14 protein-coding genes, 1 tRNA gene and 1 pseudogene are annotated in these 20,913 nt (G+C 38.0%); 10 read left to right on the plus strand and 6 right to left on the minus strand.

Annotation, left to right across the window (positions count from 1 at the left end):
- The first annotated feature begins 227 nt into the window (after positions 1 to 227).
- Positions 228 to 918, plus strand: a pseudogene (locus HCUR_RS00320) (transposase family protein).
- 126 nt (positions 919 to 1,044) lie between these two features.
- Positions 1,045 to 2,430: a glutamate--tRNA ligase gene (gene gltX / locus HCUR_RS00325; RefSeq protein WP_104206261.1), complete on the plus strand. Its 1,386-nt coding sequence runs from the start codon at positions 1,045 to 1,047 to the stop codon at positions 2,428 to 2,430.
- A 1,749-nt stretch (positions 2,431 to 4,179) separates the two neighbouring features.
- On the opposite strand, the gene dapE is transcribed toward gltX, so the two are convergent.
- The gene (gene dapE / locus HCUR_RS00335) at positions 4,180 to 5,361 is read right to left on the minus strand and encodes a succinyl-diaminopimelate desuccinylase (protein ID WP_207760829.1); all 1,182 of its coding nucleotides are present in this window, start codon (positions 5,359 to 5,361) and stop codon (positions 4,180 to 4,182) included.
- A gap of 454 nt (positions 5,362 to 5,815) precedes the next feature.
- Between dapE and HCUR_RS00345 the strand changes: the two genes are divergently transcribed.
- Together HCUR_RS00345 and lipB are read left to right on the plus strand one after the other, a co-directional pair.
- A complete protein-coding gene (locus HCUR_RS00345) occupies positions 5,816 to 6,619 on the plus strand; it encodes an undecaprenyl-diphosphate phosphatase (protein ID WP_104206265.1) in 804 nt (267 codons plus the stop codon).
- Positions 6,619 to 7,233 carry a lipoyl(octanoyl) transferase LipB gene (lipB, locus tag HCUR_RS00350; RefSeq protein WP_104206266.1) on the plus strand — a complete coding sequence of 205 codons (615 nt, stop codon included), beginning with the start codon at positions 6,619 to 6,621 and terminating at the stop codon, positions 7,231 to 7,233. Before HCUR_RS00345 ends, lipB begins: the two co-directional genes overlap by 1 nt.
- Before the next feature lie 47 nt (positions 7,234 to 7,280).
- Here the strand turns inward: lipB and HCUR_RS00355 are convergent, their stop codons facing one another.
- From HCUR_RS00355 to HCUR_RS00365, 3 genes are all read right to left on the minus strand, one after another.
- Positions 7,281 to 8,417 carry a glycosyltransferase family 4 protein gene (locus HCUR_RS00355; protein WP_104206267.1) on the minus strand — a complete coding sequence of 379 codons (1,137 nt, stop codon included), beginning with the start codon at positions 8,415 to 8,417 and terminating at the stop codon, positions 7,281 to 7,283.
- Positions 8,408 to 10,216 carry a single-stranded-DNA-specific exonuclease RecJ gene (gene recJ, locus HCUR_RS00360; protein WP_165780579.1) on the minus strand — a complete coding sequence of 603 codons (1,809 nt, stop codon included), beginning with the start codon at positions 10,214 to 10,216 and terminating at the stop codon, positions 8,408 to 8,410. Before recJ ends, HCUR_RS00355 begins: the two co-directional genes overlap by 10 nt.
- Positions 10,217 to 10,551: 335 nt before the next feature.
- Positions 10,552 to 10,623, minus strand: a tRNA-Ile gene (locus HCUR_RS00365).
- Between the two features lie 345 nt (positions 10,624 to 10,968).
- On the opposite strand from HCUR_RS00365, the gene thrS reads away from it, so the two are divergent.
- Together thrS and infC are read left to right on the plus strand one after the other, a co-directional pair.
- On the plus strand, positions 10,969 to 12,810 hold the full coding sequence (gene thrS / locus HCUR_RS00370) for a threonine--tRNA ligase (RefSeq protein WP_104206269.1): 1,842 nt from the start codon (positions 10,969 to 10,971) through the stop codon (positions 12,808 to 12,810).
- A 13-nt stretch (positions 12,811 to 12,823) separates the two neighbouring features.
- Complete coding sequence (gene infC / locus HCUR_RS00375) at positions 12,824 to 13,399, plus strand: translation initiation factor IF-3 (protein ID WP_104206270.1); 576 nt, start codon at positions 12,824 to 12,826, stop codon at positions 13,397 to 13,399.
- Between the two features lie 594 nt (positions 13,400 to 13,993).
- Here infC and HCUR_RS00380 read toward each other — a convergent pair.
- On the minus strand, positions 13,994 to 14,212 hold the full coding sequence (locus HCUR_RS00380) for a cold-shock protein (protein ID WP_104206271.1): 219 nt from the start codon (positions 14,210 to 14,212) through the stop codon (positions 13,994 to 13,996).
- A gap of 904 nt (positions 14,213 to 15,116) precedes the next feature.
- Here HCUR_RS00380 and lon point away from each other — a divergent pair.
- The 4 genes from lon to bioA all read left to right on the plus strand — a co-directional run bounded on the left by lon (position 15,117) and on the right by bioA (position 20,484).
- On the plus strand, positions 15,117 to 17,480 hold the full coding sequence (gene lon / locus HCUR_RS00385; RefSeq protein WP_165780580.1) for an endopeptidase La: 2,364 nt from the start codon (positions 15,117 to 15,119) through the stop codon (positions 17,478 to 17,480).
- A complete protein-coding gene (locus HCUR_RS00390) occupies positions 17,477 to 17,890 on the plus strand; it encodes a 23S rRNA (pseudouridine(1915)-N(3))-methyltransferase RlmH (RefSeq protein ID WP_104206273.1) in 414 nt (137 codons plus the stop codon). The genes lon and HCUR_RS00390 overlap by 4 nt, the downstream gene beginning before the upstream one ends.
- Before the next feature lie 153 nt (positions 17,891 to 18,043).
- Entirely contained in the window at positions 18,044 to 18,985 is a 942-nt protein-coding gene (locus HCUR_RS00395; RefSeq protein WP_104206274.1) for a hypothetical protein, read from the plus strand.
- Positions 18,986 to 19,116: 131 nt separating this feature from the next.
- The gene (gene bioA, locus HCUR_RS00400) at positions 19,117 to 20,484 is read left to right on the plus strand and encodes an adenosylmethionine--8-amino-7-oxononanoate transaminase (RefSeq protein ID WP_104206275.1); all 1,368 of its coding nucleotides are present in this window, start codon (positions 19,117 to 19,119) and stop codon (positions 20,482 to 20,484) included.
- 248 nt (positions 20,485 to 20,732) lie between these two features.
- On the opposite strand, the gene HCUR_RS00405 is transcribed toward bioA, so the two are convergent.
- The coding region (locus tag HCUR_RS00405) for a transposase (protein WP_165780581.1) at positions 20,733 to 20,913 on the minus strand (181 nt) is incomplete at its 5' end.

A 20,913-nucleotide genomic window follows, 5' to 3' on the forward strand; every position in this document is an offset into this window, starting at 1 on the left:
TCAAAAGATGATCGCAAAAATAGTTATGGGAAGTAAGAGTAATGGAAGTAGAGAGTGGACATGCTAGGAAAACGAAGGATTCATCAAGCCTACAGCACGATTAAACAGAAAAGGAACCATAAATCCAAATCAGCTAAAAATGTATATTAGACCACTTGAGAAACTGGATTAAATTTAAAGTTTGATGTAAACGCTCTATAGAAGGATCTGTCATGAAGTAGGAAACCATGAAAAATATAGAAGGCGAACAATTTTATCGTTTAACAGGCGTTAAAAGATCACCTTTTCAAAAGATGCTTGATATTTTCAGAGAAGCCGAAGGCCTTAAGAAAGCGAAAGGCGGTGGAAAGAACACGCTTATTTTAGAGGATCGCCTTCTTATGGCTCTTGAGTACATCCGGGAATACCCGTACTTATTTCCATATAAGTCAAAGCTATGGGGAAATGGATAGAGGGAACGCTTATCAAGCCCCCCAATAGAGCGCCCAAAAAAAGACAAAAGCATACTACTCAGGGAAAAAGAAAAAACACCCCTTAAACACTCAAGGTGTAGTAACTCAAGAAGGTATATGCACGGCTTTTTCAAAGGGCAAGCGTCATGATTTCAGGGGTTTTAAAGAATCAAAAACTCATATTCATCCTAAAATTAAGGGTATTACGGATACAAAATATCAAGGCTTGAAAACACTCCATAGTAGAACTGACATTCCAAAAAAGAAGGGTAAGAAAAATCCGCTAACGCAAGAAGAAAAAAGGAAAAATAGAGAACTTTCCAGTGCGCGGGTAATGAATGAAAATGGTATTGGGATGCTCAAACGCTTCAAGATCATCTCTGATACATACAGAAACAGGCGTAACAGATTTGGACTGAGATTCACGCTCATTGCAGGGGTCTATACCATGGAATTAAAAAAATGAGAGTTTCCAAAGAGGTCTATTAAGATCGATTCTAGACCGCATTAACTTTTTCTCTCAATTAAAATTTGTAGACAAAAATCAGAAAATACGTTAATATTGCACCTAGATTTTTCCTGGAGTACATACATGAACGTTGTAACACGTTTTGCGCCTTCTCCCACGGGTTGGCTTCACTTAGGGTCTGCTCGCACGGCGTTGTTTAATTTTTTATATGCTCGTAAGTATGGAGGAAAGTTTTTTCTACGAATCGAAGATACAGATTCAGAACGCTCAACTCCGCAAGCAGTGCAGCAAATTTTTGATGCACTTCATTGGTTGCGCTTAGATTGGGATGAACCTGTAGTGTTTCAGTCTCAGCGCCGGCAGCGTCATATGGAAGTGGGAGAACTCCTGCTTGAAAAAGGAATGGCATATTGGTGCTATTGTACTCCAGATCGTCTACAAACTCTGCGAGAAACTGCAAAACTACAGGGAAAAATTATTGGCTATGATCGTCATTGCAGGTCATTAGACTTGCCATCACTTCCTGGAGTGTCTGCTCTACGATTAAAATCACCGTTAGCTGGGTCCTTACACCTCAATGATCATCTTAAAGGCTCTCTTTGTATACAAGCTGAATCATTAGATGACATGGTTTTACTAAGACGGGATGCGTCACCGACTTACATGCTGGCAGTGGTGGTAGATGATCATGATATGGAGATTACTCATATTATTCGTGGAGATGATCATCTCACCAATGCATTTCGGCAAGCTAATTTGTATCATGCTTTAGGATGGTGTGTTCCACAATTGGTGCATATTCCTCTTATTCACGGTATGGATGGAGCAAAATTATCTAAACGTCATGGCGCGGTAGATGTACAATATTATAAATCCCAAGGATTTTTTCCAGAAGCTGTGGAAAGCGCTCTCTTACGTTTGGGATGGGCCCATGGAAATGAAGAAAAAATTTCTCGAGAAAACGCATTACATTGGTTTGACCTAGACGGATTGTCTCCGTCTCCTTCTCGATTTGATGAGGAGAAATTGCTGGATCTTAACAAATACTATATCCACCATTATACGCCGTCGCACCTATGGGCTATATTAGAAATGCAAGGAGATAAAGTACGGGGACTAGAAGTGCTTCCCGAGCTTCAAAAGCGCGCAAAGACGCTGATTGATTTAAGAGAACATCTCAATTTATATGTTTATGAAGAAATTCCTGTTATTCCCATAGAATTATTGGGCCTGATCAATGCTCAGCACGAACAATACTTACATGAATTTTCTGATGGAGTTGTCCAGCATTCGGACGATCTGGAATTGTTTTTGAAAAATTTTGTTGCAACTCGAGGAATTAAACTGCCGGAATTTGCAAAAAGTTTGCGTATAGTGCTTTTAGGACGCACTGCTTCTGTAGGTCTTTACCATATGTTGAATATATTGGGTCCGTCTTGGATTATTCAACGAATTCGGAAGGCTTTAAAGACGCGAACCGATTGTCTAAAAGAGTCGTTTAATGAGTAGAGAAACAAGGTTGATGATCCAGAGTTCTATTATCACGTAATGTACATTTTCTTAGAGCAACGAAAGTCTATATCGCGTTATTTCCTTAAAATTTTAATAATACAGTGGGATATATAGAAAATTATATAATATCAGGTACGAAAAAAGAAAGAGGGTTATAGTCTTATATTACCTAAAAATTGCTCTATAAGATTTAGATCTAGTGAATAACGGGGTAGAAACGTTATTTTGAAGCCAAAAAATTGGATGAATACACTCGTTTCCTCTGATATATGCAAGAAAGCATGATCGATAATTAGTCTAAGCTATTAGGGCTTTGGTTAAACGATGCTTTCCCCAATCATTAAAATATTCATAATCCAGGAATTATTATGGGTGCTATGGATTGATTATTTGCTAAGCCAGCTATACTATAGTTTTTTTGTAATCTCTATCACGCTTTTTACCTAAATGATTTTCGCTTTTTTTACTACTTCTCAATATCTATTTTGCTTTTCTTTTTCTGATTTACTAGGGAAAAATATTTTTTATTGCCAAGTTTTAGATACTACTACGGTATATCTTTTACTTAGAGCGTAAACTTACCCCCAATATTTTTTGATCTAGTGTTGTTACAGCTTATGAAAAATAATTTTACTTTTTCACAATTCTGCTCTACGTGTACATCTTAAGCGTTTTCTAGAATGGTAGTGTTCTTTTTCTTATGTCGATTACACTATCTAGTTACTGTATGCTTTTATACCTTAAACATTTCTGATACTTTTTTTTATATTTTTTATGCTACTCTGTTTTTGAATCTAATTCAAGGTGATTTACTATAAGACAAGCGTCAATAGGATTAATTATGCGCCTGACACCAAGCAATGAAAGCTCTTATTCTGTAAAACTCATCGCTTTCGTAGGAAAGAAATACCTTCCAGTATCCTCTGAAAGACAGAAATGAAGAGCACTTTCTAGACATAAACCCAATGGAACCCTTGGTTTGAAGGATAGTCCAAGCGAGAGGAATAGCGCGACTTTCCATAGAAAAACCACCGTAAAGCATTGAAAATTTTCAGAAAGTTTAACCATTATGAGAGTTATATTGGGAATCAAGTTTTTCATAACGAATAAAGAATTGAGCAACGGACTCGAGAGCATTGAACTTACGAAGCTGTTTTTGGATTGTGGGCTTCTTCAATTTATGGGGTAAAAATGGATGTTTCTATGGATTATGTAAATAAACTGATACTGGCTTTCCTATCATGTTTCCCAGAGCAGTGCTTACCTTTAAGAAGTATATTTATGTATAGAAGCCTAGTATTAGAAAATACTAATGCATAAAAGTAAAAAAAACACTTTATTTGGTCTTTTACGCTTGAATACTGTTTTGTATGCGTCACGTTCAATCTTTTAAATGCGTGACAAAAACATCTGATATCATTTACATGAACATACATAAAAAATAATATGCATTTTTTTAGCTAACGTTTTTGAAAATTCATCTCAAAAAATGGCTAAAATAACTAATTTTTTATTCAACTGTCACTATTTAACGTTAACTTAAAAGGGGAGGGGAGAACGCATTATTAAAAACCAGTTATATAGTGCTTTTTCTAGAAGGGGAACGTAAGGAAAATTAAAAACTTGTCTTTTCATCAAAACTAATAAGACCGAAATGGAACAAACAAAACTTTCTCTTTCTACGATAGAGTTTTAAAAGAGTTTTAGCATAAAAAAGATACCCAGTATAGGATTCAAAAACTTTTTTTAATAAATTTCCTGATAGTGCTTTAAAATGTGAGTATAAATAGAAGAAAGGAGCTGAAAATCTGTTACACGTACTCGCTCATTAACCTGATGAATTGTTGTTTCTGGCATGCCGATTTCTAAAACCGGAGCCAAAACGTGTAAAAACCGTCCGTCTGTAGTACCTCCTCGTGTTGTGTGTTTAGGAATTATCCCTGTACCTTTGTACATAGCATCGGATACGCACTTTATCCAGGACGCATCTTCTGTCAAAAAACTAGAACCGTGGACTGTAAGATCAACAGTATAAGGGAAAGAATCGTGTTTTGTGCACATATGATAAATATGGTGATGAATTGAGTCAAAATTTTGATGAGGATTAAACCGAATTCCAAACTGTGCTTTGGCATAAGAAGGAGAAACGTTCATAGCCAGCGCAGAAGGTTCCAATCCAATAATGCTGAAGTGAGAGGGTTCAAAATTTTCGTCTCCCTCATCTAACGGCGTCATAATAAGCTCATGAAGACACTGGATAAATCGGGGTATAGGATTGTCACACAAATCCGGATAAGCAATATGTCCTTGAAGACCTTGGCACGTTAATGTGCCTGTAATACTGCCTCTGCGACCAATTTGCAAAACTTCTCCCACAGCACTTCCTGTGGGTTCTCCAATAATAATATGATCTATTTTTTCCTGCTTTTCTTGAAGCCACGGAACCATTTTTTGAATTCCATCTAATCCAGAGCCTTCTTCATCACTGGTTAGTAATATACTGTAAGAGCCTTTTCGAGGAGTTTGTAGAACATGATTCCATAAACTGTACAAAAAACACCCGATGGCTCCCTTCATATCCGCAACACCACGACCATATATCCATCCGTTCAGATGAGTAGGCTGAAAAGGAGGAAACATCCAATAAGACTCTGGACCCGAAGGTACAACATCCACATGTCCTGCAAAACATAAATGCGGGGATTGAGTCCCAAAGCGTATATAAAGATTTTTTGTCTCGCCCCATTCAAGACACGCCACGTTTTCTGTGAGAGAAGAAAAAGCGCTTATTATATCCGAAAAAATTCCTCCGTCATGAGGGGTAACACTTGCACGACTGATAAGCTGACATGCTAACGTAAGAGGAGAGTTATCAAAAGAAAGCAACACAGAAACTATATGACCTATTATTTCAAATGGTAGAAGCAAATTTTTTATGTGTCAATAGGGCATATAGGTTCTAGATAATAATAATATTATTTATTCAGAATTGATATTATGGAACAAAAATATCTAGTTCTAAATTCTAAAATTAGTTCTGGTTGGGTTTAAACATGGAGGATTGCTCAATTTAAATTGTTTTGAGGCTTTTCTACCGCTATTGCCTCTTTCTACATAGGGTATCTGTAAGGTATTTTGCGACCAGACACTCCAGAGAAAAACCCAAAAAATATGTTTTTTGGGTTCTTCTAAAGCTTGAATCATCTACAGATTCAAAACTTCTTTTCAATAAATTCTTTAATTTCTTTAATTCCTAACCCTAAAAAAATATGAAGCTTAGGCCCTCTATTTTTTTTCTTGTCCCACTCTGCTTCTTTAGATAAATTGTGCTAAAATAAAAAATATTTTTACAATACTATTTTTATTTATAGGGAACCAGTGTATGGAACACTTTTTGTGGGTGTACGGCTTAGTTCAAGGAGTTACCGAAGCAATTCCAGTAAGTTCTTCCTCGCATATTCGTCTAGTAGCCTTGTGGATGTCTCACCTTCCAAGTCTTGCGCTAGAAAGCGCGTTACATATTGGAACGGGTCTTGCCTTTTGTGGAGCGTATCCTTCATCAATAGTAAAAATTTTTATAGGATTTGGGCATATTTTAAAAAGAAAATATTCCACACCAGAAGCACGGTGGTGGATTTTTTCTACTCTGGCTAGTTTACCTGTGCTTATTTTAGGGGGAATACTCCATGTGCTCCATCTTCGATTACAACGCGTGGATATTATAGCGTTCTTATGCGCTGGATTTGGTCTCTTATTGTGGTGGTGTGACGAGTATGGACCTCGTTTTTATTCTATAAAATTAGAAAATTTTCAAAAAGGTTGGGTTCAACGGGCTTGTATATTAGGTACCCTGCAAATGTGTGCGCTTTTCCCTGGGGTTAGTCGTCTGGGGGCATGTTTACTGGCCTGCCGATGCCTGGGATATTCCCGAGGTGAATCTTTGCGCATTTCTATTGCTCTTGGTATTATTTCTATTTTTGCCTGCGTCACGCTAGAAGCCCCTCAATGGATCAGTTTAAATTTTACGAGCTATCTTTGGATCCAAATCATTGGAATTACATTTGTAACTTGCTGGGGCACATTGTGGATATTTCGCTATTATATTAACCGAATTTCTTTCTTGTGGTTTTTCATCTATCGCTGTGGCTTAGCAATTATTCTACTCTATAGCTGCATTTTATCTTAATGCGTGCTCCTGTATTGCATTGCTATCGTTGGAAGCAGAATCAGTCGTATATAAATGTTTACAATGCCATGACGCACTATGCCCAGGATGTAGCACGAGAGCTTTGCTGCGAGGCACTCTGGATTTTAAGCCATACCCCTGTCTATACATTGGGAGCCAATGCACCCTGGCCTTTACTTTACGACTCAACGATTCCCGTGTATCGTACAGGTCGAGGAGGACTTATCACGTTTCATGGTCCGGAACAACGTATGATTTATCCTTTTATCCATGTAAAATATCGGGAATTTAGGGTTACAGAGTATGTAAATACTTTAGAACAATGGATTATACGCTTACTTATTTCCCTTGGAATTCAAGGACAACAAGTTTCAGAGCGCCGAGGTGTATGGGTCCACGATAAAAAAATTGCTTCTCTGGGAATTCAAATAAAGCAACATATTGCTTTTCATGGAATGGCTTTAAACCTGTACACACCGTCCAATGCTTTTTTAAAAATTTCTCCCTGTGGTCTTCAAAAAAAATTTGGAATCACCTCTCTAGAACAATTAGGAGCACATCTCCATCAAGAAGAAATCGATGGGCTCATCTGGAAGTACTGTCCTTTTAGATGAACATTACACATCATTACTAGAGATGAAACAATTCTGAGATATTTAATTTAACTACACACTGTGCGATACAATCTCAATATTTGAGGATGAATTTTTTCTTTAGAAAAATACTCAGATACATAAAAGTGTCCTGCTCTACCTTTTTCTTCTTTTTTTTCATCCTCCATCCACATACGAATGGTGCGAGAAAGATCTAAAGAATTCCAAGGCTTTGTTAGGTATCCTGTTACCCCGTCCACGACCACATCTTCGCATCCTGGAACTCGAGTGGTAATGATGGGACGACCCCAAGCAGACGCTTCCAGTAAACTTCGGGGAAGCCCTTCCCGGTAAGATGGCAGTACGGCACCATGGACCTGAGCGTATACGGATCGTAGATCTTTTTGAAATCCTAACCAACGAATTAACCCTGCTTCTTGCCATTCCATGATTTGAGACTTAGTAAAGGAAGAAGGATTTTTTGGATCAATATCTCCACACACCCAAATCTCTACTCCCCTTTTTGGTAATAATTTACGTGCCTCTACCAATTCTCTCAGTCCTTTTTCCTTCAATAATCGTGCTGCAAAAAGTAATTTCCAGGGGGGACCAGGAGGCATAGGCAGAACAGAAAAGGATTCCATATCTATCCCCGAACCTGGAATGGAATACACAGGTGTTTTTAAACCCACACAGCGCTTCAAAATTTTGAAATCTTGAAAATTTTGACACAGAACAACACAGCGTTTACCCCATATCATGATAGGAAGAAAGAAATAAAATATAAGTTTCAATATAAATTTTTTAAATTCAAGGCGTGTAGAAGATTGGGTAAAAGTATATCCTAATCCTCCAAAATCATTGATAACACCACAGGAAGCATTCACTAATCTGGATCCTAAAAAAATAGGTTTCATAGCAACATTATGTAGAAGATCGGGTTGTACTATCTTGAACGCTGCTAAAATGAGCTTGCGCTCTTTCCATAAACTCAAAAAAGAGAGCGAAGTTCTGTGGAACCCTTCTAGAAAAAAAACATTTATGGGTCCAGGAAGAATCTTTGAAGAAGCAAAGCCTGGTGTCATCACCCACACATTGTATCCTTCCGCTACTGCTTTTTGAGCAAGAGAAAAGCGATGAGAAAGAAAATAATCAAGGTCTCCTACAAAAAACAAAAGTCGAGGCGAAGAACTGTCTAAAGACACCGAAAATCTTCCATAATAAAATTAGGATACCGCTTTCCCCATTTTCGGCTCATTTGTACTGTCAAAAGCATATCAATAGGTTCTTTTGGAAGAGACAAAAGCCAACGTCCTGAAGGTTTATCAGTAATACGAAAACATACCACAGAATACAATACAGAAGGACTTTCCTCAGAACAAACCTTCAGCCGAAGGTGATTATGGCCAAAAGAAGTTACGTGTCGTACAAAAACTCTCTTCACCATAAAGATAGGAGAGGGATAATCTGCACCAAATGGCCCTACCCGCTCCCAAACATCCAAAAAATCAGGATGATTTAGTTGAGCAAAACTCACAATCATATCAATGTTCAAGGGTGTTAGTGTTTTTGTAGGAGCACAACTTTCAAAATAATGCTCTAAAAATTCACGAAATGGAGCAATTTGATCGAATCGTAACGTAAGTCCTCCTGCCATGGGATGCCCTCCACCGGTTACCAGCACACCGTGTTCACAGGCTTTATGAATAAGTTGACCAATATCTACTCCAGAAACCGAACGAGACGATCCCTTTAACATTCCATTTTTCTCTGATAGTACAAAAGTGGGTTTACCAAAAATCTCTTTTAAATGACCAGCGATGATACCCAAAACCCCTTCATGCCAAGTTTTATCCCACAAAAATAAATAGGCTTTTTGTTCCTGCTTTAACGCTTGGGCCAGTGCTAACTGTTCCGTAGCTCGTTCAATTTGCTGGCGTTCCTGATTTAATACACTCAATTCTTGTGCAATGTCTAAGGCTTTTGTGGTACTATTGGTAGAAATTAACTGAACACCTAATGTAGAGTTCCCTACCCTTCCTCCTGCATTAATACGAGGGCCCAAAGCATACCCTAGGTGCGTCGCATTAGGTTCTTCTCGAATTCCGGATACATCCATTAAATGAGCCAGGCCAATATTTTTACGCTGTCCCAACACTTTTAATCCTTGCTTAACAAACACCCTATTAATCCCTCTAAGAGGCATCATATCACAGACTGTACTTAATGCTACTAAATCCAACAAAGAAAATAAATCTGGCTCTACAGTATTAAGGTCGGTAAATACTCCTGCGTCTCGAAAGTAACGATTTACCCCTACAAGATACAAAAATACTAGTCCCCCTGCGCACAGCGTTTTTAACACTTCTGGTCCAGTATAATCCAAGCGTTTTGGATTCATAAAGGCTACACATTCTGGATGATTCACACCAGGCACTTGATGATGATCGATAATTGTAACGCGAATTCCGTATTCTCGAGCCAGAATCATCACTTCAAAAGACGTACTCCCACAATCTACAACAATCAAATCTTGAATATGGTGAACATCCCGTAACATTCGAAACCCTTCAATGTTCGGTCCATACCCTTCTTGAAAACGATTTGGAATATAAGGTATCACCGGATGATTCAACCCTTCACAGTACTTAACAATAAGAGCACTGGCACAGGCACCATCTACATCGTAATCCCCCCAAACTGCAAGAGGACGCTTTTCTCGTACCACATCTTCTAAGTGGCGTACCCCTTTCAAAAGATCAGGAAGGTGACTTGGGTCAGGTAAATGCGTTCGTAAAAAAGGAGCAAAAATCTCCTCTGCCTCTTCTATCACACTACGATGGGCTACAAGACGTGCTGTAAGATCGTTGACCTGATATCGTTCTTTTAGATAGGACACATATCGTTCACAAGCACTCAAAAACAACCAATCACGCCCGGTATGAGATAAAGGACCAGCATTCTCATGAATTTGAAGTGCACGCGAGGAAAGCGAAGGAGTCATTTGAATTCTTATCCTAAAAAACACAGGCATTAATCATAGCACAAAAAAGAAAAATATAACAACAAAACTTTAATATTACAGTAGATTTATCTTCTGGGAATGAAAGTGGTCATAATGTTACACACATACACTATTATTGATTAATGTCGAAAAAACATTACTTTAACAAAACCGAAAAAAATTTATTTCACCCCAGAAAAAATTTTTCTAAAAATAGATATCAAGGTGTAGACTAAAGGATCCTTAACTTCAAAAGACTGGAGTTTTTAGACACATAAGCAGAAGGATTCCGTAGCGACTGAACAATTTATTTGTCTACATTGTTAAACGCTGTGTAGGCCCGACAGGAATCGAACCTGTGCAACGCCGTTATGAGCGGCGGGTTCTAACCGCTAAACTACAGGCCCTTTCTAGACTATACCAGATTGTTCGCTAAAAAAAAAGGTCCTAATTTGCCCTCAAATTCGTATTATTAGGTACCTAATAAAAGAATTGCCTATCGCATTTAGGATAAAAGATTTTTTAAAAATCTCTAACGAATTTGAAAAATTGATATAGTTCAATAATATCTGCTATTTTTTAAATTAAAATCATTATTATTAATCTAGTAATTTTTAATATCAAAGATGTAAAAATAACTTTGTGTTACCGTCAACCGATCCATAAAATATGAGATATTGCAATGTGTAATGAGCCCAGGCATAATACTTTAAAATCCTCTTTTAAAATGTCTCAAAAATAAAGGAGAAATAATGCACGAAAGTGTTGGAACAAACGGCAGAGTTGACCTAGACATGCGATATGTTGCATGCCAAGTTGGCACAATGTTGGTGGATCTTACGCTTCACCAGGAGGGAGCGCTAGTGGAGCGCTGGCATCCCAAAGGATTAGAAGTCTTGCGTCATACAGCTGCTCACGTGCTCGCTCAAGCGGTAAAGCGTTTGTACCCTGATACTCAAGTCACTATTGGACCTGTGATTGAAGAAGGATTCTATTACGATTTTTTAACGGATAGGTCTTTTCAGCCCTCTGATTTACTGCGAATTGAGGCAGAAATGCATCAAATTGTTTCGGAAAATCTTCCCATTCAGCGCAGTGAGTGGTCTGAAGCACAGGCTATCAGTTACTTCTTGAATCGTAATGAACCTTTTAAAGCGCAAATTATTCGAGATCTTCCTAAGGAAGGTGCACTTTTTATATATACTCAAGGAGAATTTATCGATTTGTGTCGAGGTCCCCATTGTCCCTCTACAGGATATCTAAAAGACGCCTTCAAACTGTTGCGAGTATCTGGAGCGTATTGGAGAGGGGACGCCAAGGGACAACCCTTACAACGCATTTACGGTACTGCTTGGGCAGAAAAAAAAGACTTAGAAGCGTATCTGTACCGCATAGAAGAAGCAGAAAAGCGAGACCATCGAAAAATTGGAAAAGCCATGGACTTGTATCATTTTCAAGATTTGGCTCCCGGATGTATATTTTGGCATCCTTATGGATGGCGTCTTCATCTCTTACTTCAGGAATATATTCGAGAACGCCTAGGCGGTGATTATAGAGAGGTAAACACTCCCCAATTGGTGAGCCGTTCTTTATGGCAAGCCTCTGGGCATTGGGATCAATACCATGAAAATATGTTCGTGTTGGGAGATTTAGGCAATGAGTTCGCCTTAAAACCTATGAACTGTCCGTGTCATGTCCAGATTTTTAATCAAGGAACCAAAAGTTATAAAGAACTTCCTCTACGTTTTTCAGAATTTGGAAGTTGTCATCGGAATGAGCCTTCTGGAGCGCTTTCTGGTTTAATGCGCGCGAGAAATTTTGTTCAGGACGATGCTCATATTTTTTGTACGCCGGAACAAATTTCTTCTGAAACTCAAAAATTTTGTCATCTCTTACACAGTGTTTACAGTGATTTAGGCTTCCATGATGTGTTGGTACGTTTTGCAACACGTCCTGAAAAACGTCTTGGCGACGACACCCTATGGGATCAAGCAGAAGAAAGTTTGAAAGAGGGTGCTGAGAAATCTCATCTTAACTATACCCTACATCCCGGAGAAGGTGCATTTTATGGTCCAAAATTAGAATTTACACTCAAAGATAGTTTAGGAAGGCTTTGGCAGTGCGGTACATTACAGGTAGACTTTGTTTTACCAGGGCGCTTAGGAGCATTTTATGTTGATTCTGGGGGGAAGCAAAAGCCAACTGTAATGTTACATCGTGCTATTTTGGGTTCTTTTGAGCGCTTTATGGGCATTATGTTAGAACATTATTCGGGGAAACTTCCGCTTTGGTTAGCGCCTGTTCAACTGGTAATTTGTAGTATCAGTGAAAAAGCTGAAAACTATAGCCTTCAGGTATTGGAAAGATTTAAAAATGCGGGGTTTCGAGTAGAGCTAGATTGCAGAAACGAAAAAATTAGCAATAAAATTCGTCATCACAGTTTGAGAAAAGTTGGATGCATCGGAATTTTGGGTCTTAAAGAAGCGTCTCAGGATTCTGTCAATTTACGTATTGGCCAAAATGAAGAAGTTATGACAATTTCAGATGCTATAGATCGGCTGAAAGAAGTTATTTTTAAAAAGAGTATTTTGTAAAAAAGGAGGAAATGTGGAAGTTAAGTCTCAAAAATCATTAAAATGTAATCAAGAGATTCGGGCATCACGAGTGCGACTAGTGAGTGCCGACGGCGCTCAGCTGGGCATCTTTTCATTCAGAGACGCCCTGGAGATGGCGCAAAAACAAAATTTAGATTTGGTGGAAATTGCTTCCACAGCGGAGCCTCCAGTATGTAAAATTTGCGACTATGGGCGTATGATTTATCAGGAAAAAAAACGTCGAGCAGAATTACAGAAAAAACAGCAGCGAGTTTCAGTGAAGGAGATTCAACTTACACAAAAAACTCAGGATAATGATTATAGGGTAAAGCTAAAACGAGCTATTGGATTTTTACAAGAAGGAGACAAAGTCCAACTTATTGTCCAACTTAAAGGACGCTGCCAATCTTCTGAAGATCCGCTGAAGGATCCTGGAAGATTAATGGCTGACCGTTTTATAGTGGATACTGCAGGACAAGGCAAAGTGGAGCAAGGCGCTCGTAAAGAAGGACGTCGTATAAAAGTAGTTATTGCGCCCTTAAGAGAGCAAAAAAAGAATATTCATGTTGAAGAGGGGCAGAGTGAATAGGTGATTTCCTTTGTATTAACCTTAAAAACCGTTAAAAATCAGAAAATAAAATAACGATTATAAGATTATTACAGTGTACATTTTCTGCTTAATATTTTTTAGTGTTTAATACAAAAAAACGAGATAACTTATACTTTGATGATGATCAAATTGCTTACTCTTCTTTATTTCTAAAAGCCTAGGTCCAAAGTTAATACAAGAGATAAATAATACAAGAGATAAAATATCTTTGCTCAACTATTGATTAGATCTATTGATGAGATTTTTAACTTTGGAAAAATGATAAAAATGTAAAAAAATAACGATCAAAACTTTGGAGTATCGGGTTTTCGAATTTCCTTATTTAGATTCAGAGAGCAATAAGCTCAAGTCAGTCAAGCTAAGTGTAAACTTTACTCCCTTGAGACTCTTTTGATTAACAAAAAAAAATAAAGTTAATTTTTTTTTATTTAATATTAAAAAAGTTTTCTAGAGTACAAGAGTTTTAAGTAAAATTTCTTAAAGCTCTTGTATTTTTTGTTCTACTTATCTACTCTATAAGAAGTTTTTTTAAGCATTGCGTTGAATTTCATCAGACCGCGAGATGCTTTGGGGTTACAATTCTAAAGAAAGCTCACCCGCAGAAGAGCGTCCCCGGTTGCTAACAATTTCATAGCTCACACGCTGGCCTTCTGATAGTGTGCCAAGTTTTGCACGATTCACTTCCGTAATATGCACAAAAACATCTGCTCCACCTTGATCTGGCGTGATAAACCCAAATCCCTTCTCTGGATTAAACCACTTTACAACACCACTTGATCTTAACGTATTCATTTGACAGTCCTCTTGTTACGTGCCCTAGGGCATAATAGATATAAAAATACAATGCTTAACTTTTTTTCGCATCGCAAAAGGATTTTGACACACTTGTTTAAAAAACACAAGAGGAAAAAATTATTTTGCCTGTGTTGTCTTAAGCGATCAAATCCCTAATTACATTTCTAGAAAATTCTGTACCCCACCCCTAAAAACAGGATCCACTCCAGAGAGCGATGCATAGAGAGTTTACTCTAGAAGTCGATAGAACGACTAGAAATGATTACCAAGGAAAGAGTCGGTATTTTTTTATGAGGCACTTATCTTCCCTTCCGCGTTCCAGGAAAAATATCATTACCCACAAGAAGCCTAACGTGACGGAAGTTTTTTTTGATAAGAAAAAACTACTTCACAAGTACTATTTTCGCGCTATCAATGCCTGATTTTCGATCACTTGTAGGAAAGTTGCTATGCTACTTTCTCTAATCATGATCATGACTCGGATCAGAACATCTTGGCTATCTATAGCACAATATATTCTGGGGAATCATCCTCTTTTTATGAGTCTAAGGTTCAGTAATAAAGTCTTGCTACACTTCCCTCCCCTTCTGTGTGATCTCATAACGAAATAACCAGTTATCTATTTCTGAGTCACAACCTCTGCACTCTTAAGAAAGTGTCACTCTAGTAACCGCCAGAAATTATCAAAAATAATCATAACGAATTAATAACGTCACTACACTACCATAACTTCTCTTTTTTTTATTTTAAAAAAATTTTTATAGCACAATAATTTTGATTTAATAAAATGATCTGGTTATTTACTTCAATTCCATCTCAGTAAATTTTTAATCCCAATCCGTTGGATTTAGTCTTTTTCTTGTGTTACAATCCACCATAATATTTGTTTAGGAGCCACAAGGTGTTTGATCCTGAATCTGTAAAAAAATGTTCAGTTATTATATCAGAAGATGTGGTTTTTTTTCCTTTTACTGCAGGAATTTTGGCAGTTAAGCATGGTCCATCTGTTGAAGTGATTGAAAATGTTATGAAGGAATCTCAAGAAAATCGGTATATTGTTCTTTGTACTCAAATTCAGAATAAGTCTCAGAACAAATCTGTCAAAGGAGAAAATATTTTTCCTATTGGAACGTTGTGTCGTATTCGTCAATCAACATTTGTTCATACTGAATGTCAGGTGGTATTAGAAGGGCTTCAGCGCGTGCATGTTGTCCTAGATCAAGAGGGAGTAACGGGTTCAATCACTCCCTTAAAAACCCAAGAAGAACCTCGTGCTAAAATTGAAGCTACATTTCGAGTATTAAAGAATCATTTAGAACAGTACTTAAAGCTAAATGCACAAGATACCACTCAACGTGCGTTAATCATTGAAGAAAAAGAACCTGTAAATATTGAACAAATTGTATATAAAATTTCTGGAAACATTAATAACATTGAAAAAAAACAAAAAATTTTACAATCTGACAGCTTAATCAATCGAATGAAACTTTTGATTGAGTGGCTGAGCTTTGAAGTTACTATTGGAAAATTTAAAGAAACACTAAGCATAAAAGCAGCACAAAAAATGCGTACTGATTATCAAGAATATGTGCGGCGAACCAAAGAAGAGATTCTAAAACGAGAATCCGGTGATCAAGATCTTTATCAAAATATTGAAAAAAAGATTCAGAAAGCAAAACATTTAACACAGGAAGCCAAAAGACAAGCAGAAGAAGAATTAAAGAAACTTCGTTTATTACCTCAATCTTCTCCAGAAGTTTCGAGTATTCAAAGCTATATAGAATTTTTAGTGGATCTTCCTTGGAAAAAAGTGAGGCCTTTAAATAAAGACTTACAACAAGCCGAAACAGTTTTAAAAGAGAGCCATTCTGGAATGGATAAAATTAATGAGCGCATTTTGGAATTTTTAGCGGTACACCGTCGCAGAAAAACAGATCAAGGCGGTGTTTTATGTCTTGTTGGTCCACCGGGCGTTGGAAAAACTTCTATAGCTAAGGCTATTGCAAAAGCTTTGAATTTAGACTTTACGTCCATTGCCCTTGGGGGCTGTGGCGATGAAGCAGAAATTCGGGGACATCGAAGAACCTATATTGGGGCAGCTCCAGGGCGTATCTTAAAAGCTCTACAATTTCGTAATGGGGGAAAACATCGTCCCGGATCAAATTCTGTGGTCTTGTTGGATGAAATTGATAAACTGGGAGCAGATCGTCGAGGAGACCCTTATGCAGCGCTCTTAGAAGTTCTTGATCCAGAACAGAATAGTGAATTTAGAGATCATTATCTAGAGATTCCTTATGATTTAAGGAAAATTTTCTTTATTGCAACGGCCAATAAGCAGCATGATATTCCTGCACCCCTTCGTGATCGTATGGAATTAATCCACCTTTCAGGATACACAACACAAGAAAAAATTCAAATCGCTCAGAATCATCTTATTCCTGGAATTATGAGGGAGCATTGTCTTACCACAGAGCAATTTACGCTCACTTCCCCTGCGCTCTACGATTTATTAACACAATACACCCCAAAAGAAGCTGGAGTTCGAGGATTAAAAGAGCGTATTGGTGCTTTGGCACGAAAGGTTGTGTTAAAATTGGAAATGAATATTGCCCAAAGTGAAACAATTCATTGCCAACAGCTTTCCCAGTATTTGGGTACTCCAATTCATCCTGCGCGTCCCCATCATACAAAGCCTGAGCGCATTGGAGTCATGACTGGGCTTGCATGGACAGAAGCTGGAGGGGATACCATGCACATAGAAGCAGTGCACGTTATTGGTAAAGGAAAAACTTTCTTTACTGGAAAATTGGGAGATACTATGAAGGAATCTGTTCAAGTAGCCTTGAACTGTCTTAAAGAAAATATTGCACATTACCATTTGGATCCTAAGATTTTTACGGAAAATGATATTCATGTGCATTTTCCAGAGAACGCTATTCCTAAAGACGGACCTTCCGCTGGAGTGGGAATTTTTTTAACATTGTTATCTTTATGTTCTAAAAAGCCTATCCCCAGCACCACTGCAGTTACCGGAGAAATCACCACAAAAGGTGAAATACTCCGGATTGGGGGATTAAAAGAAAAGCTTATTGCCGCAGTGAACCATGATATTGATACTGTTTTGCTTCCTGAACATAATCGTCAAGATCTAGATGATATCCCTACAGAAATTATACAAAAGCTGCATCTTGTATTTGTTACGGATATTCACGAAGCAGTGCACTATCTTTTCCCTAACGATAAAGAACCCACACCTGAAGTATGAGCTCTTGGACTATTTATGCAGGAGGAAAAGCAAAGCCACCTTTTGATACGCTTTGTAAACGCTATCTTCAAAAACTTGAATCGTTAAAAGTCACGATGAGAGAAATAGAAGGCAAGCAGTGGCAAAATATTATAAAGCACAAGTCTCAACGGTGGATTATGTGGGATGAAGTAGGCGTTCAATATTCCAGTCCAGAGTTTTGGAAAAAATTAGACAGCTTTTCCTCTCACGCCTTATGTTTTTTTATTGGGGAAGCATCAGGAATTCCTCAAAAAATTTTTAATCAAGCAGATGAAGTTTGGTCCTTAGGCCCTATGACTTGGCCTCATCTTTGGGCAAGAACAATGGTTTTAGAACAGTTATATCGAAAAGTACTAGCCAACAAAGGGCATCCGTATAGTTTTGTTTAGCAATTCCATTCTTGAAGAATAAAGGAGAAGCTTGGGATTGTGTTTGAATTTCAGGAGATCGGACAAAACTTTAAAATGATTTTTTGTAAATTTACACACAATATTTATATTTTTTATCTATTATATTAACATAGTTTGATAGAGTAAAATGGCATGCAATCTCCAACCTGGATAATCCTTTTGGTGATGTGTTCTTTCCCTGGTTACAGTCAAGCACAACTTAAGGAGGGAAGAAATTTTATGAAATTTTTGCTTACTTCAGGAACACCGTTAATAGGAAAGATTTTACAGCCCGCAGTAACACTGCATGGGACTCGTTTGTTAAAAAAGTCGCACAAAAGTCAAAGATCTTTATCTAAAATCGAGCCAAAAAGAAACAGTACTCCATCTGTTTCCCCTATTCCTACAACACCAGTGGCCGTTTCAAAATCTTCTACCATACTAACACCTCTTCGCACACCAAAGAAGGCACCCGAATATGTAGGACCGTTTCGCAACATTCCTAAAAAGAATTGGAAGAGGAAGTCTGGTAGCTTGGGGCTGCACGATCCTGTACCGCAAGAGTTATTTTATGAACTTGAACGTGCTCCTAACGAATTTTGGGAGCGCTACAGTAAAGGCGTGTTGAGAACAGTACCAGAGTTCGTGCCCGTTGAAGTGTTGCTTGGATTAGGAAGGTGTTTGAATGAAGCAGCCCTGTTAACTTTTTCTCCCTCAGGCAGAACGATGAAAACGTCCAGTATAGATTTTGTTAATCCTGAGTTTTTTGCACCACAAAACTCCCTCTTATTTCAAACAGCCCTACGTCGTTTTGATGTCAAAGGAGATTATCGAGTTTTGGGAGACAATATGAATGTTCCTTTCAATCCATTAACATGGAATATTAAAGCAGCCATTTTATCAGATTCTGTTCGAAAAAAACGTGCGTTAGGACTGTGTATGCAACTTCGTAATAACACAGCATTTACTGTGATGACGCCACGGTATACGGAAGATGGAAAAGTGAGACGGAACAGTGCTTTGGTGCAAGATTTGGAACAAAAATGCTCTCTTTATCCCTATACATTTTTATCGTCCCTATTTATCCCTGGATAATGTCTCCTTAAAAGATCGGAACTGAAGAAAATTTGAATTTTTATAAAAGGTTTTTGGATAAAAAAATTGACTTTTTTGTCCTATTTCGTTATAATTGTCAGGTCATACCAAGTAAAAAAGTTTAAAAATACGTGAAAGTTTCCCTTTCAAAACGAGATCAGCAATTAATTTGGCATCCGTTTACTCAAGAAAAAATTGCTCCAAAAGTGATAGGAATTCAGAAAGGAAACGGAGCGTATCTTTACGACGAACAGGGAAAGGCGTATTTAGATCTTATATCCAGTTGGTGGGTCAATCTTCATGGCCACGGAAACTCTGTGATCGCAGAGTGTATCTATCAGCAGGCACTTCAATTAGAGCACGTGCTGTTTGCAGGCTTTACCCATGCACCGGCAGTTCAGCTATGTGAGGGACTGAAAGAAATTTTACCCTACGCTTTGTGCAGATTTTTTTTTTCTGATAATGGGTCCACTGCTACGGAAGTAGCCCTAAAAATGGCCTACCAATTTTGGAAAAATCAAGGAGAGCTTCAACGTACAACTTTTTTAAGCTTTAAAGGAGGCTACCACGGGGATACTGTAGGAGCCATGTCTGTAGGCATTGCTTCTGGATTTCATAGTCTGTTTTCAGAACTTTGTTTTTCTGTAGATATTATCCCGTATCCAGACACTTGGGATTATGACCCCAATATTTTAGAAAAAGAAGCGCAAGCACTGCATGCGCTGGAGAAAATATTAGCACAGAAAGCGGCGCGCATTGCTGCTATCATTATAGAGCCTACACTTCAGGGTGCCAGCGGGATGCGTATCTCAAGACCTCAGTTTATAAATTCGTGTGTTGAAATGGTGCGTAAGTATGAAATTTTAGTGATTTTTGATGAAGTAATGACGGGATTTTGCCGTACAGGTCCGTACTTTGCGTTGGAGCATACGAAAGTGGTACCAGATTTTTTGTGTCTTTCCAAAGGAATTACAGGAGGATTTTTACCACTAGGACTCACAATTACAACGGCGTACATTTACGAGGGATTTTTAAGTAAGGCATGGAAAAATGCTTTTGCTCACGGTCATTCTTATACTGCTAACCCTCTTTCTTGTGCAGCTGCACTGGGATCTTTAAAATTGTTACGATCCTACGAGTGTCAAGCACAGATTCAAGCTCTCGAGACTGCTCAGCGTCAAGGACTTTCTTTCTTAACTCAACAAAATCTTCCCATTCAAAAGCTGCGATGCTTGGGCACTATGGCTGCTTTTGACTTAGCCGATGGAGTAGATTCTAAAAAGATTAAAGCGCGCTGTCTTCAAGAGGGGTTCTTAATTCGCCCCCTAGGAAAAACAATATATACGCTTCCTCCTTATGTGACAACCACTGAAGAACTTATGGCGTTTTATGAAACTTTTGCTTGTATTGCTAAACCTTCTTTTCCTAAAAAAAGAAAGAGAGCCCTGAAGAGTTTATGCGGCTTGGACGAAAATATCGTTAATGAGCAATCTATCTAAGATAGACTACTGTATCTAAGATAGACTACTGAGTATACACAAGCTTTAAAAAATATATCTTGATTCTCTTAGCCAATATTTTGATACTTTTTTATGGGTAAAGAGTCACCTTATGAAAATTTTTGTTGTAATATTTAATGGAGTATTTAACTAATCTATCCGGCCATGTTATGTTCTTAGACCGGTCATCGCCAAACAACCTATCCAATGCCCGATGGAGAGAATTTTCTATAGAGCTTATCCGCAAATTAATTAGGAGGAAAGAATCTGCGCAAGAGTAGTCTGTTAAGTGACATGTAAATGTTATTCTCTGTAGAAGAACAAAGCAAGTCGTATTCTTTTGATAGCCTTCTATTTCTACCAAGCCATCCAAATGTTCGTTCTACAACCCATCGTCTCCGTTGAACCTTAAAGCCCCCCTCTATCCTT

It is taken from the genome of Holospora curviuscula (assembly GCF_002930195.1).
Classification (GTDB): Bacteria; Pseudomonadota; Alphaproteobacteria; order Holosporales; family Holosporaceae; genus Holospora; species Holospora curviuscula.